Raw genomic sequence first — 26,905 nt, 5'->3', positions numbered from 1 at the left:
ATCCTTCTACTGTTCGCCGCGTAACTTATTCAGAATTTTTCCTAGCAAGCTTTGTTTTTTCTTGATTGTAGTTGGAGGTGTTAGGGTTTGTGTCGCTTGTTCCGGTAATTTTTCGCCTTGCTTTAATAGGCCGATGCTATGACACGCGCTCAGGAAGGCGAATACATATTGAGGTTTGATGTTTAATGCATGGATGATTTGATTTGGAGATTGATCTTCGCGTATCAGTAGGGCGCTGATACGCATGGCGTCGGGTACTAATAATAGGCGTGTGAAATTAGGCCAATGTTCTAAGTGGACCGGGTGATTGGGATCAAGTCCATTCAGATAGCGGCCTTTGGAGGTCCAAACTGTTAGTTTCCAAATAAATGCCTCCAGATTCTGCGCTGCTTCCGGTTTGTTTTTTGTCGATATATTACGCAGATTGACGGGGGTCAAGGTGTTCTTGTCGCTAAACAGTTGGCTTTGCTCCATACCGGCGATGATGCGCAGTTGTTTGTCTTGCGCGTCTACTTCGATTTGGTGAGTATCGGGGTAAATAGTTAACGGTTTCCAAACCGAATTGACCAATATAGCTTGGTCTTGTTGATAAGCCAGCTGGCGCGCGGATAACACTTGACCCAAAAGGTAATGATTGGGGTTGAACCTTGCTTTATAGGCTTGAGTTGGATCATCGAAATCAATGTCGGCTAGTAAGCCTAAAAACGCGGTATATCCGCCTTCGTTTTCCGTTACTAATGATTTTTTATGCGCTCTAGCCGGCTGATTTTGCACGGATTCAGTTTCGGTTTCCGGGTCGTCTTCAGTCTGAGGGTGGTCGATTGGCGGATTGGGGGCAACTTCGGTTTTCAGTTGGGCTTGCGGCTGATCGGCTGTGCTATTCCCGTTGCCGCGTACTTTATTAAGGATGGCAACCAGATTGTCCGACTTGATAGGTTTTTGTAAAAAATAAGTGTTTTCTATGTTAATCGATTGCAGTGATAGTAAAACTATCGGTCGTCTGGGAGACACTTGACGCCTCTGTTGCAGAATTTCGCCGGCGGTCGCAAAGTCCGCGTCGATGATGTCCACTTCCGCTTCGGTTTCTGTGACGACCTCGGCGATGCCTTTACAAGGGCCTTTCAGATAAAGCGCCAAGGTTTTGGATGCACGTGTGTCCATGCCAAACAGTGCAACTTTGATCGGCAAAACATTTTGCGGTTTCACAAGGATCCCTCTGCAGAATGGGCTTGTATGATGGACTGCCACTCCGGCAACAATTGCTCGGTTTTAACGAGTAGAGTGTTGTAGAAAGCGTTCATTCGAGCGAAGTTGTTTGTAGAGCCATAAAGTTCTATTAAAAGTTTTTGTAAATCCATTCGATGCGCTTGCTCCGACAATCCGGCTTCCAATAGCTCGATGGCTTCTTCCAGTTGGCTAAACTCAATATAGTCTAAGGCTAGCGCTAAATAATCCGTGCCGATGCCGTGGAGGTTGGTCTGTTGTTTCTCCATTATAAGCGGTTGTCTGTTCGATAACGGGGAAAAAAGGCAATATTTGTTTGTTTTCAAATGATTAGGAGACGCGAGGGATCGGGTTATCTCGGAAAACTGTTCAGGGCTCAGTAGCTGTTTTGAGCCGATTATCAAGCGTCGACTGAGAGGGTGACCTTTTCCGTTCAGCGTGACGAGCAAATCCACTAAAGAGGCGTATAAGGCGTCACGGAGCAAATTCCGATAGCAAAAATATATGCGTTGAACGTGGGTTAATAAATCAGTGGGATGGGCGCGTAGACGGTAGGTTAACGACATGTAGATGCTTTCAGCCGAAAAAGGGTCCGAGCTTAATGCGATTAATTCTCCTGGGAAAAACGTTATCCTTTCCGGGGTGTTGCAAGCTGTTTGTATTAAAAGATCGGCGTAAAGTTTACTCATTAACGTGCCTCATCATGTTTTGTGAAACAATAGCAGTGTACTGAAATTTCGGTGGCAATTTTAAATTGAGGCATGACGAGATTCACAATAAAACTTATGATTTATGTGGAATTGTCGTTATCTGTTTGATTTTATATAAAACCTTAACGAAATCTAAAACTTGAGGTGGCTGATATGCTGTGGCTGAAGGCCTTGCATTTGATATTTATGGTGACATGGTTTGCCGGGTTGTTTTATCTGCCCAGGTTATTTGTGTATCACGCCCTGTCGGACGATGAAGTTAGCAAGGAAAGATTCAAATTGATGGAACGCAAGCTTTATTTCGGCATTATGAGTCCGGGCATGCTGGCGACACTCGTATTCGGCACCTGGATGTTGAAAGATTATGCATGGGCCATGTACGCATCCGCCGGATGGTTGCATGCGAAACTGGTTTTGTTATTTTTCTTGGCGATGTATCACTTGCTCTGCGGAAAATGGCTGTACGATTTTAAATATGACCGCAATCGCCACAGCCACGTTTATTTCCGATGGATGAACGAAGTTCCGGTGTTGTTCTTATTAGCGATTGTGTTTCTTGCCGTGCTAAAACCGTTTTGAAAGTTCTCGCCAAGTGTTAGTGATTTATAGTGATAAAGGAGGTTAATAACCTTTTCCGGCAAACCATAGCTCCAACATCATCAAGATCCAGATTAATTCGCCGTAGTATGCCGCGTGAACACTTTGATGCATGTTTACCGCATGATCCAAGAATTGGGGTTGGAACCATGCGCGGCGTTTTAACGAAGCAATGGCGTCGTAAGCCAAGTCTTTTAACGGCTGATGATCTTGCAACCAGATCCCGAAGGGTAAGCCGAATCCGTGTTTAGTCTTATTGATAATTTTATCCGGCAAAAAATCTGCCATGGCTTGTTTGTAGAACCAACGTAACTGTTGGCCTTTAAGCTTTAGGTTGGACGGAACTTTGCACGACAAATCGACTATGCGCTGATCCAGCAAAGGATAATAAACCTCGATGCCAACCATTTCGCACATGCGGTTTACTTTGACTAAATCGTTGTCGTGCAGAGTGGTTTTCCAATCCATGTATAACATCCGGTTTAAAGTACTGGCTTTTTCGGGCCGGTGATAGCATTCACGGAGCAATTTCAGCGGTTCGGAAATGTCGATATCGGCAAGAAAGTCAGGGTTGAATATGTCTGCAACATCGTGGCGGTGTAAGAAATTGTAGTCTTGCAAGCGATCGGGCATCGGCGATTTAGCTTGCTCTATGTAACGTTTGGCTTTAAACGGCAATGGATGTTTCGTCAATCCATCCGGTAGCAGGTTTATCCCTTGTTCCAGTCCGGCTCTGACGACTCCGGGCAAGCGAAAATAATGCTCGAACAGCATTTGTTTGGCATAGCGTTCGTTGCCGGCGAATATTTCATCACCGCCGTCTCCTGCCAAAAGCCGTGTGATGCCATGTTCTTTTCCCAGTTTTGCGCAGTAATAAGCGGCTAAGGCGGACGAGTTTCCGAACGGTTCGTCGTAATAAGCGGCTATCAACGGAATTGCATCGACAGTGTCTTTCGGCGTGACGTAATATTCGAATTGTCGGGTATTGAAATGGCTGGCGGCAATATTGGCATACTCTATTTCGTTATAGCCTTCCACCGGAAAGCCCATGGAAAATGTTTTGGCTTTACCGGGAATAATTTTGGATAAGGCTCCAGCGACGCTGGAACTATCCAATCCGCCGGATAAAAATGCGCCGGTATTATCTTCGTTATCCGTTAGTTTTTCGACAGAATCGATTAATAAACTTTTTAAATCGTGGCCGGCTTGGGAAATATTGAAATTGCTTCCCTCAAGAAATTCAGGCAGCCAATAACGTTGGATGGTTATTTTTCCGTTATCGTAAATTAAGCATTGGCCGCCTTCTAGCTTTTTAACCTGCTTGTAAATCGTGTTAGGGCTGGGGCAATGGTGAAAATAGACATAATCGTAAACGGTTTGTGGATCTATTGAGCTATCGACTGCCGGATGGCTTATGACTAGATCGGCGTTCGAGCCGAATACGATGCCGTTGGCAATTTCGGCATAATAGATGTGCTTCAAACCTATCGGGTCGGTTGCCAGCAAAAGCCGATTTTGTTTGCTATCCAGTGCAATAAAAGATTGAATGTTGGGTTGTTGTACCAGAAAATTGAAAACTGATTGGTTGCTATCGAATATGTTATTGAAATTTTCTATCGATAAGCTTTCACCGTATATAGGGAAAAAAATGCGATTTTCGGCTATTAACAAATGGCGTGCAGAAGCAAACACGCATCGGTCATCGACATAATCTTGATTATTTTGAGCGGATTTAAGCTTGCTTAATAGGGCAAGGTTAGTATTGCGCACTGATGAAATGTCTATCCAGCCAAAAAAAGATTTCATGATGATAGTTTTCGATTAATGTTTTACGTGACTTACAACGTATCGGAACTTCCCGGATTTTTCCGCCGGTATGGTTTCTAAATACTCTATATCGATTTCGACGCTGTCCCCTAAGCGTTTTTTAAATTCCGAGCGAATTTTATGTTCGGCTGTTTGACTGGAATAGTCAGTACCTCTAACGATATGCACTTGAGTTTTATCGATAGAGTGTTGCGTAATTTTGAAATTTTCTACACCTGATAAATCCCGTAGTACATAAATGAGCGCTAAACCGTGCAATACCGTACCGTCTTTGGCGATGATGAAATCGGTGGTACGGCCTTGAATGTCGCTAAGCAGCGGGAGGCCGCGTCCGCAAGTGCAAGTTTGCTCGGACAGTATGCCCATATCGCCGGTGCGATAGCGGATAAACGGAAAGTCGCGTGTAGCGAGGTGGGTTATTACAATTTCCCCTAATTGACCGATAGGTAAGGTTTTTCCGTCGGTATCGATGATTTCTACGATGATGTCCTCCGCCGTGATATGCATGCCGCCGGCAGGGCATTGATGAGCGATAAAGCCGGCATCCCGTCCACCGTAACCGTTTGCCACAGGGCAAGCGAATACTCGCTGGATAGTCTCGCGTTGATGTTCGTAAAGTTTTTCCGAGGTTACGAACGCCACTTTAATACCTAAGTTTTTCAGCGAAATACCCTTGCTTTCGGCATAACCGGCAATATGAGCCAGAGCGGAAGGATAGCCGAACAGCATTTTGGGGCGAATTTTCTGTAGTTTTGCGATGAAAGCGTCGAGTTTTTCGGGCGACATTTCGAACGCCGGTAGTAACTGAGTTCGTAGCAACTTGTCTCGAAGCAAGCGGATTTTATCTTGTGCGCCTAATTCTATAGGTGATCCCCATACTACAGCTTCCGGGTCGCCTATATCTACTCCCCACCAACGGGTGGCGCGCCATTTTGCGGCTACGTCATGACTCACTCGTAGTCGGCCAATGAAAAATAGTAAAGGCTCTCCGCTAGAGCCGCCTGTATTGAATTTTGAAAGGCCCACCGCGTCGTCCGCTTTTAAGGCATCGGAGTACTTTCTAATGGTTGGCTTGTCAAGAAGAGGGAGTTTTTCCAGGTCATTCAAATGAGCAAACTCGTTGGGATCTAAACCAATTTCCGAAAATAGCGAGCGATAATACGGTACGTGAGTTTGAACGTCCAAAAGTAAGGCCCTTAATTTCGCTAACTGTAATTCTCTGATTTTATCCGTGCTAAGCCATTGAGTGCGCTCCATTTCCGCTCTCACTCTAACGCTAGAGTGCTTTTTAAGAGTCTCATGCAACGGAAATAGTAAAGATGAGCAGAATTTAGTGTATAAGTCCATCAATTTACCATTTTGGTGAATTCTGTCATTAGAGTTTGAGTTCGAGTATCCCATGAATTGCTCTTGGCATAATCGATAATTTTATCGCGATCCCAGTGATTTGATAATGCCTTATCGATGCCTATGCGCAAAGAATCTGAATTGCCGAAAGGTACTATATAGCCTAGGGTGTTGTTGCATACCACTTCGGTGTTGCCCCCTACGTCGGTAGTTACGACAGGTAATCCGCAAGCCATGGCTTCTAAAAATACGTTGGCCCATCCTTCGTTAGCGGTAGCCAACACGAAAACATCTGCAGCGGACAACGGCTCATGCAACGCTTTGGCCTCCATTGCGCCTAAAAACTTGACATGATTGGATAGATTTAAGTCGTTTACTAACCGTTCAAGGTATTCTCTATTGTTTCCTTCCGGACTGGCACCGCCTACTATTAAATACAGCAGTTTTGGATGATTTTTTAGCAGTTTCGGTAATATCTCTATTACTCGATGAAATCCTTTTCTATTCACTAAACCTCCCACGGATATAAGCACTTCCGCATCCTCGGTAATCGATAACTTTTTTCTGGCTAAGGTTTTTTCGATGGGAAAAAATTTAATGAGGTCGACGCCGTTCCCGATGACAGTTATTTTCTCGGGTGCAGCCCCTATACCGACCAGATATTCTTTTAAAGAGTTCGAAACTGAAAAAACTTTATCGGCATTCCGAAGTGCCTTAAGAATTCTCGATTTTAGTTTTGGGATGTTCGATAAGGGTACTTCGGTTCCACGCAAGGTAATACTTGTCGGCACTCCTAGCCAACGACCTAATAGAGTAGCGGCGTAACCGTCCGGATAAGCGAAATGGGCATCAATGATATTGAACTGAAGTTGTTTTTTTAAGCGAATGAGTAAGAAAACGGAACAGATAGCCATTGAAAAGCCGTCTAAAAACCGAAATAGGCCCGGTATGGACAGAAACCTAGGGAAATATACTTGGATATCGTCTTGCATTTCTCTAAATGCGGGTTGCGGCCGATAATCGGGTTTGAATATCCGAATCACGTTTTGTAGTGGAAACCAAGGAACTGGTGAAACTACCGCAAGCGGGTAATGTTGTGCGACTTTGCTCATCCTTTCCCGGATAAACAGTCCGGCATTTTTCCTAGCAGAACTGGGATAAAGCGAGGAAAAAACCAATATATTCGGTGATTTTCCGGGCATTATTTCTTCGTTAAATTTACGTAAATCGATTGGTAGTTAGCTACACTATTTTGCCAATTTCGTTCATTTTCTACATAACGACGGCCGGCTAAGCGAATATCTTGCCAATTATCCTTGTTTGCAATTACCGTCAATACTGTTTGAGCTAATGATTCAGTATTGTTTGCTTTGAATAGGTAGCCGGTTTTTAGATTGCGGACTAATTCGTGGTGACCGCCGACGTCCGACGCTATCACTAATTTTCCTTGCGCCATTGCTTCCAAAGGTTTCAAGGGTGTTACCAATTCGGTTAGACGCATCGTTAAACGCGGGTAAACAAATATATCGACCAAACTGTAATAGCGTGGAACCAAGTCGTGTGCAACTCGGCCCGGCATGATTACGATGTTTTGTAAATTTAGCTCGATAATTTTGTTTTTAATTTGTTTGAGTTGCGGTCCTCCGCCGACTAACAGCAAGCGAATATTGGGATGCGTTGTTAATATCTTGGGTAGCGCATCCAATAAAATTAATATTCCTTCATATGCATAAAAGGACCCTATAAACCCTAAAACTGTGCAATTACGAAGCTTGTATTTTTCGATTAATTCATCGTCTGCAGTCGTGTTGAAGTTAAATTTATCAATGTCTACAGCATTAGGAATAACAGTAATTTTTTCCCCGGAAATTCCTCTGGAAATAATATCGTTTCGCAAGCCTTCGCAAATAGTGGTTATAGCGTCGGCATGTTTGAATACATAAGATTCCAGGGCATGGGTTAAGCGATAACGAATGCTTCCTTCTTTGGTGGTTCCGTGATCGACGGCGGCATCTTCCCAAAATGCTCGGCATTCGTATACTAATGGTATTCGGTATCGTTTTGATATTTTTAGTGCAGCAATGCCATTTAGAGCTGGCGAATGAGCGTGTAAAATATTTGGTTTGATTTCATGGACTATTTCCTCTAAGCGTTTTTCCAAGCTTTGAATAATTGCCCACTGATTAAGTATGGGTAAATTTGCGAATATGCCAATGGGATCGGGAGAACGGTAGAAGTCTAAGCCATCGAAGGTTTCTACTGGAGCTCTAGCGCCGACATGTTTGGCTGAGGTTATATGAAAAGTTTGCCAACCAAGTTTTCTTTGTTCTTCTAAAATAGCCCGAGTACGAAAAGTGTAGCCGCTATGTAAAGGTATAGAATGATCTAGAATATGTAAGATTTTCATATTACGGAATATTTAGATTTTAATTCTGCTTTGTCAGCTTGAATTAGTTTTTGATAGTCTTTTCAAAAGCTTTTTAGTTAAATGGGGTAGCAGTAAATGCCATGGCATTCTCAAACAATGGGCGCGGACGTATAAAATCCATCGAGCCAATCCGGTCCAGCGACTGTCGCAGCTCGGATGATCGGGCATGAAGGCTTTGCTGAATAAAAAATCCATTATGTTTAAAGATCTGATCCTGGCTCCATTTTGTTCCAGCTTTTGCCTTAACGACTCTAAATTAGGAGTATTAAGTATAAGTTCTAAATAACGCACAGCGTAAAACACGGGTTTGTGCAGCCCTAACTGTAGTGCACGATCGGCTAAATGCAACTTGGCGTTCTCGTCGAGCTCATTGATTAGTCCTTGTAAATCCACAAGGTCGCGCAGGCCATGCTCCAATTCGCCGTCGTAGAAAAGATGCGTAGCGCTGTGAATGATTTGATCCAGCCGGGATAGAGTAAAAATGCTGTGGTCATTCTCAAGTTCAACTATTGACTCTAACAGTGATCCCGCTTTGGGGCAATTTAACGCCGTAATAGGCAAGATGTTATGGTGTAAATCAATGATGCTGCCACGTTTAGCATGCTTAAATGGTGGAAGTTCGTGCATCCATTTACGATAGTACATGTCGTCGTATTGGTCTTTCGACTGATGTAGCCAGCCATGTATAATTAATCTGGACTCGATTTTGCTAAGTTCGGATGCGGGAACCAGTAAATCGATATCCGAAAAAGTTCGTCCATAGCTTATTGAAAGATTAGCAGCGGCATAAGCGGCTCCTTTTAATAATATAACGGGGCAATTTGTTTCGGAAAACGCCTGTTTAAGTTTTGTTAGTTCCCAACCAAGATCCCTGCGCTGTTTTTCGGCCCGGACTCGCGCCGTCTCAAAATGGGTATAAGGTCCGTCGGGTAAGTCGATTAGGCTGTTTTGAGCTTCTAACAAATAGTAAAGCTTGCCTAGTAGTAGGCTGCGCTTTGCTTGGCTGATCAATAGGCTCCAATCGGCATTGCTTAGGTCGGAAAATGATTTTTCATGCCTTAATATAGCGACTAATAGCGGCCATTTTACGCTCATAAGTTGATTCTCAGTCGGTCGAATACCTCAATCGCCTCGTCTAAATTGCTGTATTGGAAGGTAAAGCATTCCGATTGGTCGACAACTGTTTTCAAGGTGTTAAATGCGATTTTTCCTATTATGTTGTAATTGAAAGCATTATTGGCTATTTGGAGAAATGCTTCGCCTTTGGGTTTGTTGCGAAGTTGGGTGGAAGCTTTGTGCTCGAACTTGGGGAATACGATCCATCGAACCGGGCATTGTACAGACTGCAATCTGATGCTCTCGGTTGGCGGTTTAAGGTGGCAGACATTGCCTTTTATGGTTTCAGCGGAAGACAGACCGAAAACCGCCTTAGGGTAGCGCGCTTTAATGATGTCGATGGATTGGTTTTTTAAACCAATTGGTCTTGGCATGGGTACGGCTTTTGCCGTGTTTAAGTCAAGTAATGTCAATTCGTCCGACAGTAGTCGCCAACCTTCTTGAATTAGCGTTGCGCATAATGTGCTTTTTCCTGAACCTGGCGGTGCTGGTAAAATGACCGCAAAGCCGTACTTTTCAACGACTGCAGCATGAATGATCAAATACGTGTTAATTTGGGTGGAAATGCACCAATTCATGCCCCATTCCAGCATTGCTGTAACATGGCTGATAGGGAAGGGATTAAAGACTTTTTTTGAATCTAAGCTGAATTCGGCGTTTTGATTGTTCCGGAAAATCAACTTACTCTTTGAACCGGTTACGGAGATATTGAAATCGATAAACGGCAGTGCTTGCGAGGGTCTGGGGTGTTTGGTTGTATCGTAAAGCTTAACTATGTTTTCCTCTATTGAGTTAAGCTCGCTAGTGACCAGAAAATAGAATGGTCCGGATCTGAGTAAATAGTTACGATAATCGTTTATTGGAAGTCCGGGAAAAAACACACTCAAGTAGAAAAAATTAAATCTTTTTGGATCAATACAGTTAATAAAGAGTCAATAAAGCTATTGGCCTCTAGGGTGTTGCAAAACAAATTGGTATTATCGTTAATTATATCTTGTTTAGAAAAACCGTGGTTATCAATATGGCGTTTTATTATTTTTCCGGATACTCCGGAAAACAGATGAGTATTCCCTGACTGTTCTTGATAGACTACGACTTCGTCCTGCCAATTTGCAATGTAAATAGGATGGATCCAGTAGAACACGGTATTATGGTGCTACGCAAGCGTCATAAAACGTTTCGTACTCAGATACCGTTGCATTCCCTGAAGTTAGTACTTCAGGGAATCCGCCATAGTTTGCGTCATTCAATTGAGAAGCCATCATATAAACTACTTTGGCGTCACTTGATTCAAGTTTCATCAAGACAGAATGGATACTATGGTAACCAGTGGGGAACACAATAGAAGGAGGTGGATTGGTATCCAGATATGTCTCCCATTCCTCCGGTGTTTTCCATTCGGTATTCGGGGTTGCTGTTGTATACGAGTTGGTTTGGTTAGCGAATGAAACAATTCCGTTAACCGATTGATTAGCAACGCAAAACTCGCCAGCCCAGGAGGATTTGTTCGCCAGTGTCATAATGACGGGGGCTAGAGCGGCGCCACGTTTTGCGAAACGCCGTTTGGATTCGTCCACATGAGTCCCGTGGTCTTGCTCTGGTGCATTTTTAAATTGTTGATTTTTCTCATTCATTTTGTTTGCCCTCAGCATTTTGGATTAACACTCTAACAAAATGGTTATGTGCTGTCTACTGCCCCTCAGTACATCTAATGGTATCTTAATTTTGTTAACGTTTGCTTACCTGAATTATCAAAAATGGGAAAAAAGCCAAAATCCATATTTCAATGCAGCACGTGTGCGGCTGAATATTCAGGCTGGACTGGGCGATGCAATCAGTGCGGCGAGTGGAATACTATTGAACAAGTCTCAGATCGACATAACCGAAGCGATGTGCGCAATGGGTACACGGGGGTTCGTAGCGAGGTCAAATGGCTTACTGATATAGGCAGCGTTCAGTCGCAACGAGTTTCCACCGGGTCAACCGAGTTTGACCGGGTGTTAGGCGGTGGAATCGTGCAAGGTAGCGTCGTGTTGGTAGGTGGAGCGCCGGGCGCGGGTAAAAGTACCATTCTATTGCAAACGATCGCATTTATTGGGCAATCTGTTCCGGTGCTCTACATATCCGGAGAGGAGTCATTGGAACAAATTGCAGAGCGCTCCCAGCGTCTAAAAATACAAGCGCCTAGAATCAGAATGCTTGCCGAAACTTCCGTGCAATTAATTGCGGCGGCAATGGATCAGGAGCGGCCGAAGGTAGTGATCATTGATTCTATTCAAGTGATGCATACCTCGGAATCGGAGTCTGCGTCAGGTTCGGTATCTCAAGTCCGCGAGTGCGCCAGCTTTTTAACGCAATATGCCAAGCAAAATGGCGTGGCGATTTTTATGGTCGGGCATGTGACAAAAGACCAATCGCTTGCAGGACCTATGACTCTGAGTCATATCGTAGACACTCAAATCGTTTTGTCACAAACCAACGATACGCGTTTCCGGGTATTACGGGCCGATAAAAATCGCTTCGGCAGTGTTGGCGAACTGGGCTTTTTCGCGATGGAAAGTACCGGCTTAAAAGAAGTCAAAAACCCGTCCGCGATGTTTCTGTCGAGAGCGGAAGTTGCGGCGCCGGGTAGTGTCGTGACGGTGTTATGGGAGGGAACTCGGCCGATATTGGTCGAAATTCAGGCCTTGGTTACCGAAAGTCAATATGGCAATCCGCGGCGTTTGGCGGTGGGAATGGATCAGAACCGATTGGCGATGTTGCTGGCCGTTCTCTCCCGCCATGGCGGGGTATTTACCGGTAATGACGAGATATACGCCAATGTCGTTGGCGGCATTAAAGTTACTGAGACCAGCACGGATTTGGCGATTCTGGTGGGGGTTGTTTCCAGTTTGCGGGATAAAATCATCCCGTACGATACGATTTTCTTCGGAGAAGTAGGGTTGAATGGCGAAATTCGCCCGGTCGCTAACGGTCAGGCGCGTTTGAACGAGGCTGCAAAGCACGGTTTTAAACGGGCGGTTATACCAAAAGCTAATAAAACCAAAGAGGCTCCCGGACAACTAGAGGTGTTTGCGGTTTGCAACATTCAACAAGCGTTAGGCGTTTTGGCGGATTTAGCGTAACATTCCATGCCGCTTAAACTCCAAGGTTTTTTCCGGAGTTATCCGGCTATCGCTTTGTAAATAATTGCCGGACGGCATTCACACTAATCTGATTTCAGCTTTTACCACGTTATCTGTTAGATAGGTCATTAAAATGGAAGCGCAAAACACAAAAAAAATGCCGATGTGGGTGTTTTTGGCATTGTCGAATATTCATACTAGGCGTGGTGCATTATTACTTATACGTAGCTGTCTAGTATTTAGTATGTATTGTATTCCCTGGAGTCAATTAATAGTCGACAACGCTTGGGTAACGAAATTATTTTTAATTGAAGGTTGGGATTGGTTTGTCATGATGGTGCCTATGACCATTTGGTATTGGTGTAGCCTGAAATGGATGGATAAACATCAGGCGTGGCAACCGGTAGTTTAAAAACAGGGTTATCTCATTCGCTACGGTCGTCGGTATTTAAACCTGCATATTATTTGGAATGGTATGGTTTTTTCCGGCGGATACTTAGACAAATTGGAGTTATTAAATAGGACGAGCGAAGCTTTGCTGTTTAATCGATTACGCCTATACTCAAGCCTCAAATGAAATAGGAGGCAAACAGTGGAAGCCGATAAACGGAATCATAAACGGATATGCCCTGAAGGGTTGGCTGCACATATCGTGATCGATCCGCCGCCGCCGGCAGATGAAATTACCATGGACGGGCAAGTAATCGATATGAGTTATCGCGGCATAAAAATTAAATTGCAGCAACCGATACACCAGGAAATCGAGGAAGCGGAGTTAAGAATATTGCTGGTACTGCCCGAATCCGGCGTACCGGTAACTATTCACGGCATTATTCGCCATATTCATGACGGTCAAGAATGCGGGCTGCAGTATGTAGAACAGCATACCGAGCAAGAATTGGACGATTTAATGTTCGAATGTGTTAAGTGCGTTAAAGGAGTGGATGTCGATTAATGGGCATACCCAAGCGTCATCAATTGTTTTCTCCACTGCTGGGAAATATTTGGCGAGAATTGAACGGAGATAATGCTTACCAACGTTATTTAACGCATTGGCAACTCGCCCATGCAGAATCGGAACAGGCTCCATTGAGCCGAAAGGCTTTTTTTGCGGCGCAAACCAAGCGAAAATGGCATGGCGTCAAGCGTTGTTGTTAGTACTGCCAAGCACGATTCTATTTGAATGGTTCCGCAAATTATTGCGCGTCGGCGTCCAGCATACGCTGCACGATTTGGTTGCCGGTTTCTATGCGCGGATGCAGCACGAAGTCCGCGCCTAGATCGATTAGCACGGCTTGTTCGTCGAAGTGATAACACAAGGTTCCTATCAAGCCGCGAAAACCGCATTCCCGAAGTTGAGTGATTGCCGACGCGCGTAATTCCAACTCGGGCAAGGTCAAAATTACCCCTTTAACCTTGTCTAGCGGCAGTTCCAACCAGAGCTCGCTGTCTTCCGCATCGCCGTAAATTACTCGGCGGCCTTCGTTTAGCAATTGTTCAATCACGGTAGGATCGGCATCGAAGCCGACCACGCGTTTTTCCTGCGCCGATAACGCACGATAAGCGGAGATTCCGGTTCTACCCATGCCCATGACCAACCATTCGGCGACGCCCAGGGTTTCGGGAATCTTGTCGGGATGAATGGAGCCGGATTGGCGTTCGAAGCGGCCGAGTATCGGTTCCAGCCATTGAAATATCGGCCGGGAAAATCGGTTAAGCGGGGCGGCGATTGCCAGCGAACCGGCGAGGGCCAGGCTGATGACGGAACGCCACTCGGCAGTCAGCAAGCCGGAGTTGACCATGGCATTGGTGGTAATCAACGCGAATTCGCTGTAGGTAGTCAAGGCCAGCGACGATACGAACGCGGTTCTAGCACGCAATCCGGCGGCCAGAAAGAAAGCGAAAAATAATCCGCCTTGTAAGGGTAGCAGCAGCAACAAAGCGGCGGCCATCCGCGCTTGTTCGGCGTTAGGGAGATCCGTCAGGCCGATCTGCAAAAAAAACGCAACCAAAAATACTTCTTTCAATCCCCAGATCTTATCGGTCAATTCGTCGATATTGGAATGCGATGCCAGCATGACACCGGTCAGTAACGCGCCGATGTCCCTGGAAATATGGACCTGTTCGGCAAGCACGCCGCCTGCCAGCGCCAAGGTCACGCCTAACAACAGCTTCAGTTCGGCCGCTTTGGTGAGGTCGAATAAGCGGTGGGCCAAGGGGCGGAGCAAGGGGAGAAATAATAACGCCGCAGCCCATGGCGTGGGTTGCCGGCCGTCGGCAAAAGCCAGCAGGCCGATTGCTACCAAGTCCTGAAATATCAAGATACTCAGTACATCTCGGCCGTGTAAGGAGGTCAATTCCCCGCTGTCTTCCAATTCTTTGATCGCCAAAACGGTGCTGGAGAAGGATAGGCTGACCCCCAACATCAAACCGCCGGTGACCTGTTTGTCCAACCACAAAAAAACCAAGCCGGAGACGGCTGTGGTCAGCAGCAGGTGCGTGCCGCCCACGGCCAACACCTCGCGGCGAATCAACGAGCTGGGTTTTAATTTCAGGCCGACTGAGAACAGCAACAACTCTATGCCGATGTCGGCCAGATGGTTGAGCGTCTGTAACGCGCTGATGCCGGCGGCATGCAGCGCATAGCCGGCAATCAAATAGCCGACCAAGGGGGGGAGCATTAAGCGATTGGCAATCAAGCCGATCAGGTAGGCGCTGCCTACCCAGATTAACTCGGTCATCGACGGGCCGGTCGTTAATCGATGTAGCGTTTCAAAATGTCGGCGTATGCGTCTATGCGCCTATCGCGCAAAAAAGGCCAAATCCGTCGGACGTCTTCGCTACGTTTGGGATCCAAGGTTGCAAACAGCAGGCAGTCGTCGTAGTCGTTAGCGTGACTCAAAAACTCGCCTTGCGGACCGGCGATGAAGCTGTTACCCCAAAATTGAATGCCGTCCGTGCCGGTAGGAGCGGCTTCGAAGCCGATGCGGTTACAGGCAATCACGGGTATGCCGTTGGCGACCGCATGGCCGCGCTGTACGGTAATCCAAGCGTCCAGTTGGCGCTGCTTTTCGTCCTCTCTATCGTCCGGATTCCAGCCGATCGCGGTTGGATAAATCAGAATCTCGGCCCCCGCCAATGCCATCAGCCGGGCGGCTTCCGGATACCATTGGTCCCAGCAGATCAACACGCCGAGCTTACCTAACGAGGTTGCGATGGGCTCGAAGCCCAAGTCACCCGGTGTAAAGTAAAACTTCTCGTAAAACCCGGGATCGTCCGGGATGTGCATTTTGCGAAAAGTGCCGGCGATGCTGCCGTCGCTATCGAACACGACGGCGGTATTGTGATACAAACCCGGCGCGCGCCGTTCGAATAAGGTCGAAACCAGCACGACTCGGTTGGCCTTGGCTACGTTGCTCAGCGCTTCGCAGGTAGGGCCGGGAATGGCTTGGGCCATATCGAAGCAGCCGGTGTCTTCGCTTTGGCAGAAATAGTGGTCTAAATGAAGTTCCGGCAATACGATCAAGCGTGCGCCTTGCTCGGCGGCCTGGCGAATTTGCGACACGGAGTAAGCCAAGTTGCTTTCCCGGCCGCGGTTGCAAGCTTGCTGCACGGCGCAGGCGACGATGGATTTATTCATAATGAAAGGTCGGTTTTGGTATTTTAGAGATTCGGATTCACGAAAGCCGGAATCTGCATGCTGGCGCAATGCAGGCTGCCGTATTGCTGAACCAGCGGAAGGCACGGAACGCCCAGAATTTCTCTGTCCGGGAAACACGGTGCCAAGCGCTGGAGGGCGACTGCGTCGTTAGGGTCGCCATATACGGGTACCAGCACTGCGCCGTTGATGATCAAGAAGTTGGCATAGTTGGCGGGCAAGCGTTGCCCGCTTTCGTCCGATATGGGGTTGGGCAAGGGCAGGGCAACCAAGTTGTAAGGTCGGCCGTCCGGGGTGGTAAAGCCTTTTAGTTGCTGTTCCATGTGTTTCAGGCTGGCGTAATGCGGGTCGTCGCTATTGTCGCAAGCCGTGTAGGCGATTGTGTTGGCATCGCAAAACCGCGCTAAGGTGTCGATGTGGGCGTCGGTGTCGTCGCCGGCCAAGTGTTCTTGTTCCACCCAAAGAATACGCTGCGCGCCCAGATAATTCTTCACCTGCCCGGCAATCGCTTCTTGGGATAGCTGAGGGTTGCGGTTAGCGTTGAACAGACAGTTTTTGGTGGTCATCAGCGTACCTTGCCCGTCCGATTCGACGCTGCCGCCCTCCAATACCAAACTGACCGTCGCCGTAGGCCGGCCTTTAAAAATGGGATGTGCGAACAGGGCAAGATTCAGGGCGTTGTCCGCATCGTGCGGATATTTGTTGCCCCAGCCGTTGAAACGAAAATTGACCAACTGTAATTTCGCTTTCGGGTGTTGCCATTCCAAGCTGATGAATACCGTGTCTCTTACCCAAATATCGTCGTAATCGGCCTGGACGAAGTGAATGTTGTCGCCGCTTTTCAGGAGGCCTTGGATATGTCGTTGGTGTTCGTCGTCTCTGCAGACAATGATAAAGGGTTGAAAACGGCTGATCGTGCCGGCGATTTCGCAATAGCTTGCTTCGACCCCCGTCATATCGATAAAGTCGCCGGTTTTATGCGGCCAGGCAACTAACACGGCGGATTGCGGCTCCCATTCGGCTGGAAAGCGGATCATTCGGTACTCCCGGAAAAGTGGTTGTCAATGAGCGCTATTGTAGCAATCCCGCCAAACGATTGGACGACAGTCAGCCAATTGTCAATTTGACAGTCTCCGTTCAAGCCAATATAGTTCCGGCCCATGACTATCAATTTTCATCGATTCGGTAAGCAAGCATGGCTGTGGTGGAGCGTTTCCGCCGTGGTGCTGCCGGTTTTGTGATTGTTCGGCAACCGCGGACTCCGCCGCGGTTGCTTTGTCCACCTCGTCACGAGTCCGCTTCTTTTTTAGGAGGCCTTGTGGCGACTGTTCTATCTTCGGCAATTTCTCAACATAAACATCTCTGCGGCGTTTGTTTGGCCGTGCTGGCGGCCATCGGCTTTTCCGCTAAGGCTATCTTGGTCAAATTCAGCTATGTCGATTCGGTCGACGCCGTCACGCTGTTGACGTTGAGAATGTTGTTCGCAGCCCCCTTTTTCCTGCTAACCGCCTTGCGGTACGGCTGGCGCCGGCAAGCGGAACCGATTAGCGCCGCAGACCATGTAAAACTCCTGGGGTTAGGGCTATTGGGATTTTACCTGTCGAGTTTGTTCGATTTCATCGGATTGCAGTTTATCTCGGCCGGGCTGGAGCGCCTGATTTTGTTTTTGTACCCGACTTTGGTGCTGTTGTTATCCGCAATACTCCTGCGTAAGCCTTTGCGGCGTCGGCATCTCATTGCGTTGGCGACCAGCTACGCCGGCATAATACTGGTGTTCGTGCGGCAAATAGACATGCAGCCGGCCGGGTTATGGCAGGGAGCGGCTTGGGTATTTGCCAGTACCTTGACTTACTCGCTGTATTTGATCGGTACCGGCGAACTGGTCAAGCGCGTCGGTGCGGCGCGGTTTACCACGTATGCGATGCTGGTGGCCTGCGTGGCTACGGTACTGCAATTCGTGTTGACGCATCCGCCGCAGCTATTGCTGGAAGTTCCGACTCGGGTTCACCGGCTTGCAGTGTTGATGGCGCTGTTTTCCACCGTGCTGCCCGGGTTTATGTTATCCGCCAGCATAGGTCTGATCGGTTCCGGCCGGACCGCCATGATAGGATCGGTCGGGCCGGTAGCAACCTTGATCATGGCATACGCCTTGTTGGACGAGCCTATGGGCTGGTTGCAAAGCGTCGGTGCGGGCCTGGTATTGGCAGGTGTCTTGAGTTTGACGCGCAAATCCGCCGACGAGTAGCCGGCATAAATCGCCTGCGTTCGAACATTTGGCGAGGAAGCCGGGTTCGGCGGGTATGCCGGGCCCGGCGAATTGATTACCGAGGAGTGGCGTTAACGGTAAATCGGATTTCCGGATTTACAAGGTTTCTTCGATGTGTTTGACCGCTTCTTGCAAATGTTCGGCGGTTTTGTCTTTGTGGCCGGCATTGTTGTGGGTTTCGGCCTCTTTCAAATGCTTAACGACTTCGCTCATGTGGGCGTGCGCGGAGGCATGGGCTTGCTCGGCGGATTCGGCGCTTCTAAGCGTTTCGGTCGCGTAGACTCCGGATTGAGTGTGAGCCATTTCGTCGTGTTTGACGGTTTCTTTCAGGTGTTTTATGGCTTCAGTCGTGTGGGCGTGCGCGTCCGCATGTTGTTTTTCGCTTTCGCCGGCGTGTTTGAGCGCTTCGCTCAGGTGGCTTTTTACGTCGTTGCCGTGGCCTAGTTCGTTATGCGCTTGCGCGGTAACCGCATGCTCCAATGCCATGACGGCATGGGGTGGGTTGGCGAATGCCGGGCTGCTTACAATCAGGCCTAAGGTAGCGGCTAGCAGGACGGCTGTTTTGGGATTGATGTGGGTGTTCATGGTGTTTCTCCCGCTTTATCTCTCTGAAAGAGCGTTATTGTTAAAGCCGGATCGAGTAGGCTTGATGGGGATTTTCAACTTTGGCCGATGGTTTCTAAATCCAAAGTTGAATATCGTTAAAGTTCCATTCCCGGTGTTTCTGTAATTAAATCGGTTGTCATTTTCGATATCCGGCAGCTATTAAATTCAGTCAAAAAAAATCAATAAGTGCGAAAAAGGTAGCGTAGCCCGGTAAATTCAATAATTAAGTGTTGTTAGCCATGCCAATTTACTTGCGGTTTGCATTGACATCATGTTTTCAAAATTTAAACGCTACTATGACTCGAAAAAGGCGGCCGTTGATTTCGTTGTATCTCCTGATATTCGAATGCATGCCGGCTATCTTATTCGGTCACGTGCTGGTGGACTGCCAAATACAAAAATCGTTCCTGATAATTTTGCTTATTCGGCGTTCCAGTGTTTAGCGGTTCGGTATTTACGAGGCGTTTTGCCGGACAATGAGGCCGGGAGGCGGAAGAGGTTCGATAGTCGGGAACAATCGGAAATTTGGCGTGCAATTGAATTGCCAGGCTTGTGCGCATGCACATCAAAGGTGCGTTGAGCGGCCGGGAGACACGCCGGACGGCGCAATAGCCGGAGCAAATCGGTTGCGGCATAAATAGTGCTGAACTTGTTAGAAAAAATATCGGGAATAACTATGAGCATCGAGGTTATATTGGTTTTAACCACAATAGTGGGCTTGGCGGCGTATTGGTATTTGGCGAAATCGCCTGCCCCGGAAGCGGAACCCAAGGCACCGGCTGCACCGCAGAGTGTTGCGGATTCGGATAAAGTCCCGGAGGCTGCAGAAGGGGACGGGCAGGCAAACACGGAGGCAATGCCTATGCCGGTTGGCGAGATACAAGCCGAATCCGGCAGCGACTTACCGCCCGAGCCGGAGGCCGCGGATGTACTGCCGCAGTCTGCTTTGCCATCGGAACCGCCGCTTGCGGCTGCCGACAAAGGTTATTATTTCGGCCGCCAATTTCCGGAGCGGGCAATTTGGGAGGCGTGGGAAGCAGGGCTGCATGTCGGGCAAGTCGCCTATGGGGGCGGACATTGGTTTATGAGCTTCGAAGCCCTGGGCTACCAGGATCAACGCTGGTACAAAGGTACGGAATTTCCGGCCGAACTCATTCAACAAAGCTGGAACGATGGTTTTCATATTTCCGCAGTGACTTATGCCGAGACGGCATGGTTGGTCGTGTTGTCCAAAATTGGGCAACCGACCTGGCAGCGTTTGCAATTTTCCGACGACTTTCCGGGTAAGGCAATCGGCGACGCCTGGAACGACGGTTACCGGGTCAGCGCGTTGGCCGTCGGCGAAACCCAATGGTTGCTGGTATTTACGTCGACCGAGCGTAGCGAGCTGCAACGCTGGACCTTGAGCGACGACTTTCCCGAACAGCAAATTCGCCAGGGTTGGGCGGAGGGGTATTACATCAACAATCTAGCCTACGGTCACGGCACATGGACGTTATTCATGTCCAACAACCCAAGCGGCCAGAACCAGACCTGGCAAATGCTGAGTGACCAAGCATGCGAGGATGCGCAAAGTCCCCTGGGCGGACCAAGCCGAATCGTGCAGGCCGTTTATTCCGACCGGCAATGGGTGTTGATTTGGCAACAAGCCGAAACCGGGTTGGTTGAGCCGGTTAGCGCGTCTTAGCCTAACGATCATGAAGACCCGGCAAATGAAAGGTAGTTGGTAGGAGCGACGCCTAGTCGCGATGAGGGCCTTGCGAATCGCGGCTATCTGTCGTTCCCCCCATGATTTTCATAGTAACTATCCGCACCGAGCCGCCTGCAGAGGGGCGGCAACGGTCGTTTGGGCCTTGCATCCCACCGCGCTCAGCCGCCACTATCTGCGGCTCAGCCTCAATATTTTGCGGTTGTACGCTCAACGGCGCAGGGTGCAAACTGTCGTTATTTTATCTAACTTATTGAAAATATTTGAATTATTTGAGCGGTTTGCCGGTTGGCATGCAAACTGCCCTATCGAATTCGGCAGATTTTGTACGATCTGCACTGAACGGATTGCGTCGCGGATAATCCCAATTGCCTGAACCTTAAGGCAATCCGTTCGATTGACTAATTCCGGTGTTCGCCGATTGCGCGTCCCGGTACCGATTTCGATAAGAGGAACAAGCATGAAAAACCGACTATCCCTAAGCCACGCCGACATTACGCCGCGTCAGTTGTTCGACCAGCGCCGCCGCTTGTTGAAAATGGCGGCCGGTGCAAGTTTGGCCGCCTGGTGGCCGGCGACCTTGTTGGCCGCCGAAAAATTGGCATTCTCTACCTCTTCGGCCTACGGCTTGAGCGATGAACCCACCCCATACAAAGCCGTCACCGGCTACAACAATTTCTACGAATTCGGCACCGGCAAGGAAGACCCGGCCCGCAATGCCCATAGTCTGCGCACCCGGCCGTGGACGGTCAGCGTGGAAGGCGAAGTGCATAAGCCGAAGACCTTCGATATCGACCAATTGCTGAAATTGGCGCCGCTGGAAGAGCGCATCTATCGCCTGCGCTGCGTCGAAGCCTGGTCCATGGTGATACCGTGGATAGGCTATCCGCTGGCCGAATTGCTGAAACAGGTCGAGCCCACCGGCAAGGCCAAATTCGTCGAGTTCGTCTCTTTGCACGATACCCAGCAAATGCCGGGGCAGCGCAGCTCGGTGTTGGATTGGCCGTACCGGGAAGGTTTGCGCCTGGACGAAGCCATGCATCCTTTGGCTTTACTGACCTTCGGCCTGTACGGCGAACTATTGCCCAACCAGAACGGCGCGCCGGTACGGATGGTGATTCCGTGGAAATACGGCTTCAAAAGTGCAAAAGCTATCGTCAAAATCCGCTTGACCGAGCACATGCCGGTCACCTCGTGGATGCGGGCCGGACCGGACGAATACGGGTTTTACGCCAACGTCAATCCGGAAGTGGACCACCCGCGCTGGAGTCAAGCCAAGGAGCGCCGCATCGGCGACTTTTTAAAACGGCCGACCTTGATGTTCAACGGCTATGCGGAACAAGTGGCCGGGTTGTATGCGGGTATGGATTTGCGTCGATATTTTTAAGCATGAAAACCCCATCCTTGTCCGCGCGCCGGTTGGCGTGGCTAAAAATCGGCGTTTTCGTAGCGGCGTTACTGCCTTTGGCCAAGTTGATTGGGGGCGGGCTGACAGACGCACTGGGCGCCAATCCCATCGAACGCATTACCCACGATACCGGCTATTGGACATTAACATTTTTAATGCTGACCCTGTCGGCCACGCCGCTGCGCTTGCTGTTCGGCTGGTATTGGCCGGTGCGGCTGCGTCGCATGCTGGGTTTGTTCGCGTTCTTTTACGCCAGCCTGCATTTTCTGATCTATCTGGTATTGGACCAATTCTTCGATTGGCAAGCGATAGGCGAAGACATTCTCAAGCGGCCCTACATCAGCATAGGCTTCAGTGCATTTTTGTTGCTGATACCTTTGGCCGTCACCTCGACTGACAATATGCTGCGCCGCTTAGGCGGCAAACGCTGGCAAGCTTTGCACACGCTGGTGTACTACATTGCGCTGGGCGGGGTGGTGCATTTTGCCTGGCTGGTGAAAAAAGACCTGAGCCGGCCGCTGGCATTTGCCGCGGTCTTTTTGGCTTTGTTATTGATTCGCTGGGCGCATCGGCACCTGCGGATTCGATTGCGCCTGAAAACCGCGCAGTGACGGCTAGCGTTTGCCGGGAATCAGCTTCAGGATTTTCGCCATCTGTTCCGGCGGCAAGCGTTCGAATTCCTCGACGCTGAATCCGTAGCGAATTTTGAACAGACTGTGCTGCCGGCCGGCCGGTAGCTCGGCCAGGATTTGCGCCAGCCGCTGGTCGGCCAATTGCCGCAAGCGCTGGTTTGGGTCCGCTTTCACGCCGGGTTTCGGCGCACAGGCCGCCGGATGGTCGCCGGACGGTTCGGCATCGGGGCGTTTTACCAGCTGTTGCAAGCGGCTGCTGTTGACCAAATTCAATTGTTTGGGGCCGTGAGCGCCGTTATCGGTCGGTTTCATGCGCCGGTTTCCAACTCGGAGGTTTCGGAAATCGCGGCGGCTGGCTTGTGAGCGGCTGCAATCAACTGGCGGATTGCCACCGAGGCGCACACCCCGCCGAACGCGGCCGGCAGGTAGGAAATGGTGCCGTAGGCGGATTTCTTGTACTTGGCGCCGTCGGTAAACATCAACGAATCCTTGTTCACCACCTCAGGGGAAAACACCACCTTCACCCCGCGGCTGATGCCGTGTTTGCGCAGCCGAATGCGGATGAACTGGGCGAACGGGCAGTTGTAGGTTTTGGAAATATCCACCACCTGCAAGCGGGTCGGGTCCATCTTGCCGCCGGCCCCCATCGAGCTGACGATTTTCAATTTGCGCGTCTTGGCGGCCCGGATCAAATGAATCTTCGGCGTCAGGCTGTCGATGGCGTCGATCACGTAATCGAAACGGGTTTCGTCCAATAAGGCCGCCGCGCTGTCCGGGGTGATGAATTCGTGCTTGATGCTCAGTTGCAACTCGGGATTGATTTCCAGCAAGCGGGCGCCCATCACGTCGGCCTTGGCTAGTCCGTGGGTGGTGGCCAAGGCCGGCAACTGCCGGTTGCGGTTGCTGGCTTCCACCACGTCGCCGTCGACGATAGTCATATGGCCGACCCCGGCCCGGCATACGAATTCCGCCGCGTAAGAGCCGACCCCGCCCATCCCCACCACCAACACGTGCGCGTTCTGCAACGCGTCCAGTTTGTCCTTGCCGATCAACAGTTCGGTGCGCGACAGCCAGCCTAAATCAGTCATGTGGAAATACCCGGTTGAAATTACTCGCGATTCGCCGTTCCAGCTCGGCGAGATCCAAACCCAGAATTTTAGCCGCTGCCGCATAGATTTCGCCAATCGAAACGTCTATTGCAGCGTCGGTCTCCAGAAACAGCCGGTCCGGCGGCACGATTTTCAACGCTTCGGCGGCTTGCGAAGCGGACTTTAATGAATCGGTGCTATCGATCAGGGGTATTCCGTTTGAGCTAAGCGTATCCAAGCCCGGGTCGGTACTACTTTCGACAGGCTCGGGATGAAAAGGCCGGGTTAACAATATCGCTTTACCGAACGACAAATAGCAGCCGTGTTGCAGCAATTGTTTCGCCAACACCGGCTTGCCGGTAAAGCCATGCACGATCCAGGCTTGGCGAGGGGCAAAGCGCTTTTTCAATTGCAGCAGTTCGGCGAATGCCCTGACGCAATGAATAATCAATGGTTTGCCGACCGCTTCCGACAATTCGATGTGCCGGCTGAACACCTCGGCCTGTCTGGCCGGCGGCGTGGCTATGCACTTATCCAAGCCGCATTCGCCTATCGCCAGCACCTTGGGATGCGCGGCCAGCCGTTCCAGCCGGCTAAAAGCTATCTCCTGCGCTTGCCGCTCTATAAACCAAGGGTGCATCCCCAGGCTGAAATAGCGGCCGTTATCGGCCCGATCTTCGAAAACCGGTCGTCCTGAATTTGTCGAAGGACGCACCGCGTCGGGCTTAGAGCCGCTCGCACCTGACGGCATCTCGAAGATTAACGGGGCCGGACTAAGCGCCGCGTCGCCGTCCGAATATAATGCCCATCCGGCCGCGCCGGACATATCCACGCTGACAATCGCCACCCCCTGCGCCGAGGCGCGGTGGCAGTGCACGTCGATTAAAACGTCGTCGGCGATGGCGGAAGTCATTATCGGCTGGCAATACAATTTCGGGTCGATGGGCGGCACTGTAGAAACCGAACCCGCCGTCTGTCAACTTCGGCATAGAGTAGTGAACCAAACCGCGCCTATCGGTAAGCGCGGCATATATCCGTCATTCCGGCAGGGACTGCCGGAATCCGGGAACTACGGATGGCAATGCCGGCCGCAAGTTGCGCTAACGCTGACCAAGCGTCAAAGCTTGAAAATAATACCGCTAGCGGCGATGATTCGTTACGTTAGACTTCCCTTCGGTCGAAGCGCTTCTTTTTTGCGAAAATAAAAACACAACAAACCCGGAGTTTAAACATGTCGCGCACTATCCAACCGCTAAAATTCGGCGACCAAGTCATTTACATCGAAGTGGCCGAAGTCGAGCAACACGGGCAAGATCCCGGCGAGCAAAGTCGTTTTAAACCGGTTAACGCGTTGGATGACATTCAGGATGCCGGGACTAAAGTGCTGAGCACCGTTAAAGGCCTCTGCGCCACCATGCAGCAGGCATTAGCCGACAGCAAGCCCAGCGAATGGACTTTGGAAATCAACATGGGTTTCAAGGGCAGCGCCGGCGTACCCTTCGTCACTCAAGGCGAAGCCAACGGTGCCGTGAAAGTCACGGCGAAGTGGGTAAACAAGTAACTCCTCGGCTTTTTCCCAAAGACTAGCTCCATGACAGCCGACGATCCAGAACTAGCCATAGTCAGCATCTACCGCGACGCCAATTCCGCCGATGGTTTCATCGGTAGCGGATTCTTTATTTCCCGGCAATTAATCCTCACCGCTAGGCACAATTTGCTGCAACAGGGTGAAAACTACTACGTACTTTATATCGGCATGGTTAAGGGGGAAGACAAACGGATTCCGTTGCAGCCTATTGTTGACGAAAATCTATTTTTATTCGGCGATTTGGACGTGGCGGCAATTTGTTTGAATAGTCCAAAGCCGCTACAGGCATATTGCAGAATGGATTTCGGTCGTGACCATTATAAAAATGGCCTGGAGGTTAAATACTGCGGTGTGGATAAAGACGACAAAACTGTTTTCAAACTGACTGGAAATATCAAGAACTCATCCACGCTCGACGAAAAATACGATGCGTATCTCATTGCTCATTTGGCCAAACCCGGTTCCAGCGGCGGAGCGGCTACGACGGTAAAAAACGGAAAAGAAGTCGCAATCGGTGTAGTCATAGACAGCGACCAACAAATGAATGAATCCAGATTCATACCGTTATTTTACTGTTTCGATTGGTTGCGGGCTATAAACGAGACCTTAAAAGACCGTGAGCTGGAAAATCAATTAAGCGGATTAACGCAACGTCAAACTTCTTTTAATAATCCGTCTCTCGACGACATATTTTCGCAAATACAAAAGCTTGCCGATTACATTGAGCGTCCGGCGGCCGCCTATACTCACTTGCTTTCTGTCTTTATCAAGCAAAAGCTAGCGGTCAAGGCCTGCATCTGCCGTTACTCGGACGCTAGCGACAACCCGAGTAAATTCTGCGAAGTCTTGGCGATTAGGTTGGCGGCGAATGCGGAGCGACTTGATTGTTTGAAGAAAATAAATGAGGCTGAGCTGTTCGATGTTAATTGTTTAGAAATCGATTTCTGGCAAGCTAGAAACAAGCAGGAGTTCTTTCAACTTTACGTGGAAGAAGTCTATAGGTTGATGAAAAAAGATTACGATGCTAATAAAAATTTCGATAGGTTGTGCGAAGAAATTTTTACACCGGGCAAGCTAAATCACACGGTTTTGTATCATCTTATCTCAATACCCAGTGTTCAAAATAACAAATGGTTTTTAATTAATAAAAATCAGAAAAAAGAAAAACAACTAAAAACGCGAACGGCCTGGATAAACGAGTTTTCGGATAAGCTGGCCGCCGCTGCTAAAACCGCAGGGTCCAAGCGAGAATTCGATGGCGTATTAGCGATAATATTTTTTATAAAAGCCGAAAATAACGAATCTATCCTTGTAGAAGATGGCGTTTGTTTCAATTTGGATAAAATTTCCGCTGATCTATATAATAATTGGTTCGGCATGGCGCATAACTTATTAGTCGATTATTTTGATTCCCGATGTAGCAAACAGATTTTGGTGGCGGGAATCAATCGCTTCAACACGTGTTTTGGGCAAAAATTTATGCCGAATGGTTTATATTTGCAATCGTTCAATAGTTTTCTAGGACACGCCGAAGATATTGTTACAAATAACTTGCCGAATAATCAAAATAAATAATA

At 49.0% G+C, this 26,905-nt stretch carries 27 protein-coding genes; 11 read left to right on the top strand and 16 right to left on the bottom strand.

All coding sequences use genetic code 11. The features are described 5' to 3' along the window. Nucleotides 1–6: 6 nt before the first annotated feature. Nucleotides 7–1,161: a hypothetical protein gene (locus AB0A83_RS15325; protein WP_150049921.1), complete on the bottom strand. Its 1,155-nt coding sequence runs from the start codon at nt 1,159–1,161 to the stop codon at nt 7–9. Nucleotides 1,162–1,202: 41 nt separating this feature from the next. Continuing rightward, nucleotides 1,203–1,913, bottom strand: coding sequence for a hypothetical protein (locus tag AB0A83_RS15320; protein ID WP_150049919.1), 711 nt, complete (start codon nt 1,911–1,913; stop codon nt 1,203–1,205). A 174-nt stretch (nt 1,914–2,087) separates the two neighbouring features. Between AB0A83_RS15320 and AB0A83_RS15315 the strand changes: the two genes are divergently transcribed. Beyond that, complete coding sequence (locus AB0A83_RS15315) at nt 2,088–2,513, top strand: CopD family protein (protein ID WP_367154628.1); 426 nt, start codon at nt 2,088–2,090, stop codon at nt 2,511–2,513. A gap of 42 nt (nt 2,514–2,555) precedes the next feature. On the opposite strand, the gene AB0A83_RS15310 is transcribed toward AB0A83_RS15315, so the two are convergent. The 7 genes from AB0A83_RS15310 to AB0A83_RS15280 all read right to left on the bottom strand — a co-directional run bounded on the left by AB0A83_RS15310 (nt 2,556) and on the right by AB0A83_RS15280 (nt 10,883). Beyond that, nucleotides 2,556–4,337, bottom strand: coding sequence for an asparagine synthetase B (locus tag AB0A83_RS15310; protein ID WP_367154627.1), 1,782 nt, complete (start codon nt 4,335–4,337; stop codon nt 2,556–2,558). Between the two features lie 15 nt (nt 4,338–4,352). After that, nucleotides 4,353–5,759 (bottom strand): phenylacetate--CoA ligase family protein, encoded by a 1,407-nt coding sequence (locus AB0A83_RS15305; protein WP_367154626.1) that lies wholly within the window; start codon nt 5,757–5,759, stop codon nt 4,353–4,355. Continuing rightward, the gene (locus tag AB0A83_RS15300) at nt 5,705–6,907 is read right to left on the bottom strand and encodes a glycosyltransferase (protein WP_367154625.1); all 1,203 of its coding nucleotides are present in this window, start codon (nt 6,905–6,907) and stop codon (nt 5,705–5,707) included. The genes AB0A83_RS15305 and AB0A83_RS15300 overlap by 55 nt, the downstream gene beginning before the upstream one ends. Continuing rightward, nucleotides 6,907–8,112, bottom strand: a complete 1,206-nt coding sequence (locus AB0A83_RS15295) for a TIGR04063 family PEP-CTERM/XrtA system glycosyltransferase (RefSeq protein ID WP_150049911.1) — start codon at nt 8,110–8,112, stop codon at nt 6,907–6,909. Before AB0A83_RS15295 ends, AB0A83_RS15300 begins: the two co-directional genes overlap by 1 nt. A 33-nt stretch (nt 8,113–8,145) precedes the next feature. Then, nucleotides 8,146–9,228 carry a nucleotidyltransferase family protein gene (locus AB0A83_RS15290; RefSeq protein ID WP_367154624.1) on the bottom strand — a complete coding sequence of 361 codons (1,083 nt, stop codon included), beginning with the start codon at nt 9,226–9,228 and terminating at the stop codon, nt 8,146–8,148. Further along, nucleotides 9,225–10,130: an HprK-related kinase A gene (locus tag AB0A83_RS15285; RefSeq protein WP_232056876.1), complete on the bottom strand. Its 906-nt coding sequence runs from the start codon at nt 10,128–10,130 to the stop codon at nt 9,225–9,227. The genes AB0A83_RS15290 and AB0A83_RS15285 overlap by 4 nt, the downstream gene beginning before the upstream one ends. 267 nt (nt 10,131–10,397) lie before the next feature. Further along, entirely contained in the window at nt 10,398–10,883 is a 486-nt protein-coding gene (locus tag AB0A83_RS15280) for a hypothetical protein (protein WP_150049906.1), read from the bottom strand. A gap of 123 nt (nt 10,884–11,006) precedes the next feature. Here AB0A83_RS15280 and radA point away from each other — a divergent pair, with 123 nt between their 5' ends. The 4 genes from radA to AB0A83_RS15260 all read left to right on the top strand — a co-directional run bounded on the left by radA (nt 11,007) and on the right by AB0A83_RS15260 (nt 13,532). Next, nucleotides 11,007–12,374, top strand: a complete 1,368-nt coding sequence (gene radA / locus AB0A83_RS15275) for a DNA repair protein RadA (protein WP_150049904.1) — start codon at nt 11,007–11,009, stop codon at nt 12,372–12,374. A 133-nt stretch (nt 12,375–12,507) separates the two neighbouring features. After that, a complete protein-coding gene (locus tag AB0A83_RS15270; RefSeq protein WP_367154623.1) occupies nt 12,508–12,786 on the top strand; it encodes a hypothetical protein in 279 nt (92 codons plus the stop codon). A gap of 180 nt (nt 12,787–12,966) precedes the next feature. Further along, nucleotides 12,967–13,329: a PilZ domain-containing protein gene (locus AB0A83_RS15265; RefSeq protein ID WP_150049900.1), complete on the top strand. Its 363-nt coding sequence runs from the start codon at nt 12,967–12,969 to the stop codon at nt 13,327–13,329. Beyond that, on the top strand, nt 13,329–13,532 hold the full coding sequence (locus tag AB0A83_RS15260) for a YbdD/YjiX family protein (RefSeq protein WP_367154622.1): 204 nt from the start codon (nt 13,329–13,331) through the stop codon (nt 13,530–13,532). The genes AB0A83_RS15265 and AB0A83_RS15260 overlap by 1 nt, the downstream gene beginning before the upstream one ends. 38 nt (nt 13,533–13,570) lie before the next feature. Here AB0A83_RS15260 and AB0A83_RS15255 read toward each other — a convergent pair whose 3' ends face one another. The 3 genes from AB0A83_RS15255 to AB0A83_RS15245 are packed head-to-tail and all read right to left on the bottom strand — an operon-like array spanning nt 13,571 to nt 17,069. After that, nucleotides 13,571–15,115: a cation:proton antiporter gene (locus tag AB0A83_RS15255; RefSeq protein WP_367154621.1), complete on the bottom strand. Its 1,545-nt coding sequence runs from the start codon at nt 15,113–15,115 to the stop codon at nt 13,571–13,573. Nucleotides 15,116–15,129: 14 nt separating this feature from the next. After that, nucleotides 15,130–16,014, bottom strand: coding sequence for a carbon-nitrogen hydrolase (locus tag AB0A83_RS15250; protein ID WP_150049894.1), 885 nt, complete (start codon nt 16,012–16,014; stop codon nt 15,130–15,132). A gap of 23 nt (nt 16,015–16,037) precedes the next feature. Next, the gene (locus AB0A83_RS15245; RefSeq protein WP_367154620.1) at nt 16,038–17,069 is read right to left on the bottom strand and encodes an agmatine/peptidylarginine deiminase; all 1,032 of its coding nucleotides are present in this window, start codon (nt 17,067–17,069) and stop codon (nt 16,038–16,040) included. A gap of 281 nt (nt 17,070–17,350) precedes the next feature. Here AB0A83_RS15245 and AB0A83_RS15240 point away from each other — a divergent pair, with 281 nt between their 5' ends. Further along, complete coding sequence (locus tag AB0A83_RS15240; protein ID WP_367154619.1) at nt 17,351–18,277, top strand: DMT family transporter; 927 nt, start codon at nt 17,351–17,353, stop codon at nt 18,275–18,277. 117 nt (nt 18,278–18,394) lie between these two features. Here AB0A83_RS15240 and smbP read toward each other — a convergent pair whose 3' ends face one another. Next, the gene (gene smbP, locus AB0A83_RS15235; RefSeq protein ID WP_150049888.1) at nt 18,395–18,883 is read right to left on the bottom strand and encodes a small metal-binding protein SmbP; all 489 of its coding nucleotides are present in this window, start codon (nt 18,881–18,883) and stop codon (nt 18,395–18,397) included. Between the two features lie 697 nt (nt 18,884–19,580). Here smbP and AB0A83_RS15230 point away from each other — a divergent pair. The 3 genes from AB0A83_RS15230 to AB0A83_RS15220 all read left to right on the top strand — a co-directional run bounded on the left by AB0A83_RS15230 (nt 19,581) and on the right by AB0A83_RS15220 (nt 22,631). Then, entirely contained in the window at nt 19,581–20,591 is a 1,011-nt protein-coding gene (locus AB0A83_RS15230) for a hypothetical protein (protein ID WP_367154618.1), read from the top strand. Between the two features lie 481 nt (nt 20,592–21,072). Beyond that, nucleotides 21,073–21,999 carry a protein-methionine-sulfoxide reductase catalytic subunit MsrP gene (gene msrP / locus AB0A83_RS15225; RefSeq protein WP_150049884.1) on the top strand — a complete coding sequence of 309 codons (927 nt, stop codon included), beginning with the start codon at nt 21,073–21,075 and terminating at the stop codon, nt 21,997–21,999. Between the two features lie 2 nt (nt 22,000–22,001). Continuing rightward, entirely contained in the window at nt 22,002–22,631 is a 630-nt protein-coding gene (locus tag AB0A83_RS15220) for a sulfite oxidase heme-binding subunit YedZ (protein ID WP_150049882.1), read from the top strand. A 3-nt stretch (nt 22,632–22,634) separates the two neighbouring features. Here AB0A83_RS15220 and AB0A83_RS15215 read toward each other — a convergent pair whose 3' ends face one another. The 3 genes from AB0A83_RS15215 to AB0A83_RS15205 are packed head-to-tail and all read right to left on the bottom strand — an operon-like array spanning nt 22,635 to nt 24,653. Further along, nucleotides 22,635–22,964, bottom strand: coding sequence for a hypothetical protein (locus AB0A83_RS15215; RefSeq protein ID WP_150049880.1), 330 nt, complete (start codon nt 22,962–22,964; stop codon nt 22,635–22,637). After that, complete coding sequence (locus AB0A83_RS15210) at nt 22,961–23,740, bottom strand: ThiF family adenylyltransferase (RefSeq protein WP_367154617.1); 780 nt, start codon at nt 23,738–23,740, stop codon at nt 22,961–22,963. The genes AB0A83_RS15215 and AB0A83_RS15210 overlap by 4 nt, the downstream gene beginning before the upstream one ends. Further along, nucleotides 23,733–24,653: a TatD family hydrolase gene (locus AB0A83_RS15205; RefSeq protein ID WP_367154616.1), complete on the bottom strand. Its 921-nt coding sequence runs from the start codon at nt 24,651–24,653 to the stop codon at nt 23,733–23,735. Before AB0A83_RS15205 ends, AB0A83_RS15210 begins: the two co-directional genes overlap by 8 nt. Before the next feature lie 318 nt (nt 24,654–24,971). Between AB0A83_RS15205 and AB0A83_RS15200 the strand changes: the two genes are divergently transcribed. Together AB0A83_RS15200 and AB0A83_RS15195 are read left to right on the top strand one after the other, a co-directional pair. Next, nucleotides 24,972–25,301, top strand: a complete 330-nt coding sequence (locus AB0A83_RS15200; protein ID WP_150049876.1) for a CU044_2847 family protein — start codon at nt 24,972–24,974, stop codon at nt 25,299–25,301. 30 nt (nt 25,302–25,331) lie between these two features. Next, nucleotides 25,332–26,903 (top strand): trypsin-like peptidase domain-containing protein, encoded by a 1,572-nt coding sequence (locus AB0A83_RS15195; RefSeq protein ID WP_367154615.1) that lies wholly within the window; start codon nt 25,332–25,334, stop codon nt 26,901–26,903. The last annotated feature ends 2 nt before the right edge of the window (nt 26,904–26,905 follow it).

This window comes from Methylomonas sp. HYX-M1, assembly GCF_040741385.1.
GTDB lineage: Bacteria > Pseudomonadota > Gammaproteobacteria > Methylococcales > Methylomonadaceae > Methylomonas > Methylomonas rhizoryzae.
Note: the sequence above shows the minus strand (reverse complement) of the source record. Positions and strands in the feature narration are given on the sequence as shown.

What these genes read in the sequence shown, in the direction of transcription:
- radA (WP_150049904.1), top strand. Translation starts at nt 11,007, where the DNA reads ATGGGAAAAAAGCCAAAATCCATATTTCAATGCAGCACGTGTGCGGCT.
- AB0A83_RS15320 (WP_150049919.1), bottom strand. Translation starts at nt 1,913, where the DNA reads ATGAGTAAACTTTACGCCGATCTTTTAATACAAACAGCTTGCAACACC.
- AB0A83_RS15250 (WP_150049894.1), bottom strand. Translation starts at nt 16,014, where the DNA reads ATGAATAAATCCATCGTCGCCTGCGCCGTGCAGCAAGCTTGCAACCGC.
- AB0A83_RS15195 (WP_367154615.1), top strand. Translation starts at nt 25,332, where the DNA reads ATGACAGCCGACGATCCAGAACTAGCCATAGTCAGCATCTACCGCGAC.
- AB0A83_RS15210 (WP_367154617.1), bottom strand. Translation starts at nt 23,740, where the DNA reads ATGACTGATTTAGGCTGGCTGTCGCGCACCGAACTGTTGATCGGCAAG.
- AB0A83_RS15295 (WP_150049911.1), bottom strand. Translation starts at nt 8,112, where the DNA reads ATGAAAATCTTACATATTCTAGATCATTCTATACCTTTACATAGCGGC.
- AB0A83_RS15255 (WP_367154621.1), bottom strand. Translation starts at nt 15,115, where the DNA reads ATGACCGAGTTAATCTGGGTAGGCAGCGCCTACCTGATCGGCTTGATT.
- AB0A83_RS15300 (WP_367154625.1), bottom strand. Translation starts at nt 6,907, where the DNA reads ATGCCCGGAAAATCACCGAATATATTGGTTTTTTCCTCGCTTTATCCC.
- AB0A83_RS15305 (WP_367154626.1), bottom strand. Translation starts at nt 5,759, where the DNA reads ATGGGATACTCGAACTCAAACTCTAATGACAGAATTCACCAAAATGGT.
- AB0A83_RS15290 (WP_367154624.1), bottom strand. Translation starts at nt 9,228, where the DNA reads ATGAGCGTAAAATGGCCGCTATTAGTCGCTATATTAAGGCATGAAAAA.
- AB0A83_RS15325 (WP_150049921.1), bottom strand. Translation starts at nt 1,161, where the DNA reads ATGGACACACGTGCATCCAAAACCTTGGCGCTTTATCTGAAAGGCCCT.
- AB0A83_RS15315 (WP_367154628.1), top strand. Translation starts at nt 2,088, where the DNA reads ATGCTGTGGCTGAAGGCCTTGCATTTGATATTTATGGTGACATGGTTT.
- AB0A83_RS15245 (WP_367154620.1), bottom strand. Translation starts at nt 17,069, where the DNA reads ATGATCCGCTTTCCAGCCGAATGGGAGCCGCAATCCGCCGTGTTAGTT.
- AB0A83_RS15220 (WP_150049882.1), top strand. Translation starts at nt 22,002, where the DNA reads ATGAAAACCCCATCCTTGTCCGCGCGCCGGTTGGCGTGGCTAAAAATC.
- AB0A83_RS15230 (WP_367154618.1), top strand. Translation starts at nt 19,581, where the DNA reads ATGAGCATCGAGGTTATATTGGTTTTAACCACAATAGTGGGCTTGGCG.
- AB0A83_RS15270 (WP_367154623.1), top strand. Translation starts at nt 12,508, where the DNA reads ATGGAAGCGCAAAACACAAAAAAAATGCCGATGTGGGTGTTTTTGGCA.
- AB0A83_RS15260 (WP_367154622.1), top strand. Translation starts at nt 13,329, where the DNA reads ATGGGCATACCCAAGCGTCATCAATTGTTTTCTCCACTGCTGGGAAAT.
- AB0A83_RS15310 (WP_367154627.1), bottom strand. Translation starts at nt 4,337, where the DNA reads ATGAAATCTTTTTTTGGCTGGATAGACATTTCATCAGTGCGCAATACT.
- msrP (WP_150049884.1), top strand. Translation starts at nt 21,073, where the DNA reads ATGAAAAACCGACTATCCCTAAGCCACGCCGACATTACGCCGCGTCAG.
- AB0A83_RS15200 (WP_150049876.1), top strand. Translation starts at nt 24,972, where the DNA reads ATGTCGCGCACTATCCAACCGCTAAAATTCGGCGACCAAGTCATTTAC.
- AB0A83_RS15215 (WP_150049880.1), bottom strand. Translation starts at nt 22,964, where the DNA reads ATGAAACCGACCGATAACGGCGCTCACGGCCCCAAACAATTGAATTTG.
- AB0A83_RS15280 (WP_150049906.1), bottom strand. Translation starts at nt 10,883, where the DNA reads ATGAATGAGAAAAATCAACAATTTAAAAATGCACCAGAGCAAGACCAC.
- AB0A83_RS15205 (WP_367154616.1), bottom strand. Translation starts at nt 24,653, where the DNA reads ATGACTTCCGCCATCGCCGACGACGTTTTAATCGACGTGCACTGCCAC.
- smbP (WP_150049888.1), bottom strand. Translation starts at nt 18,883, where the DNA reads ATGAACACCCACATCAATCCCAAAACAGCCGTCCTGCTAGCCGCTACC.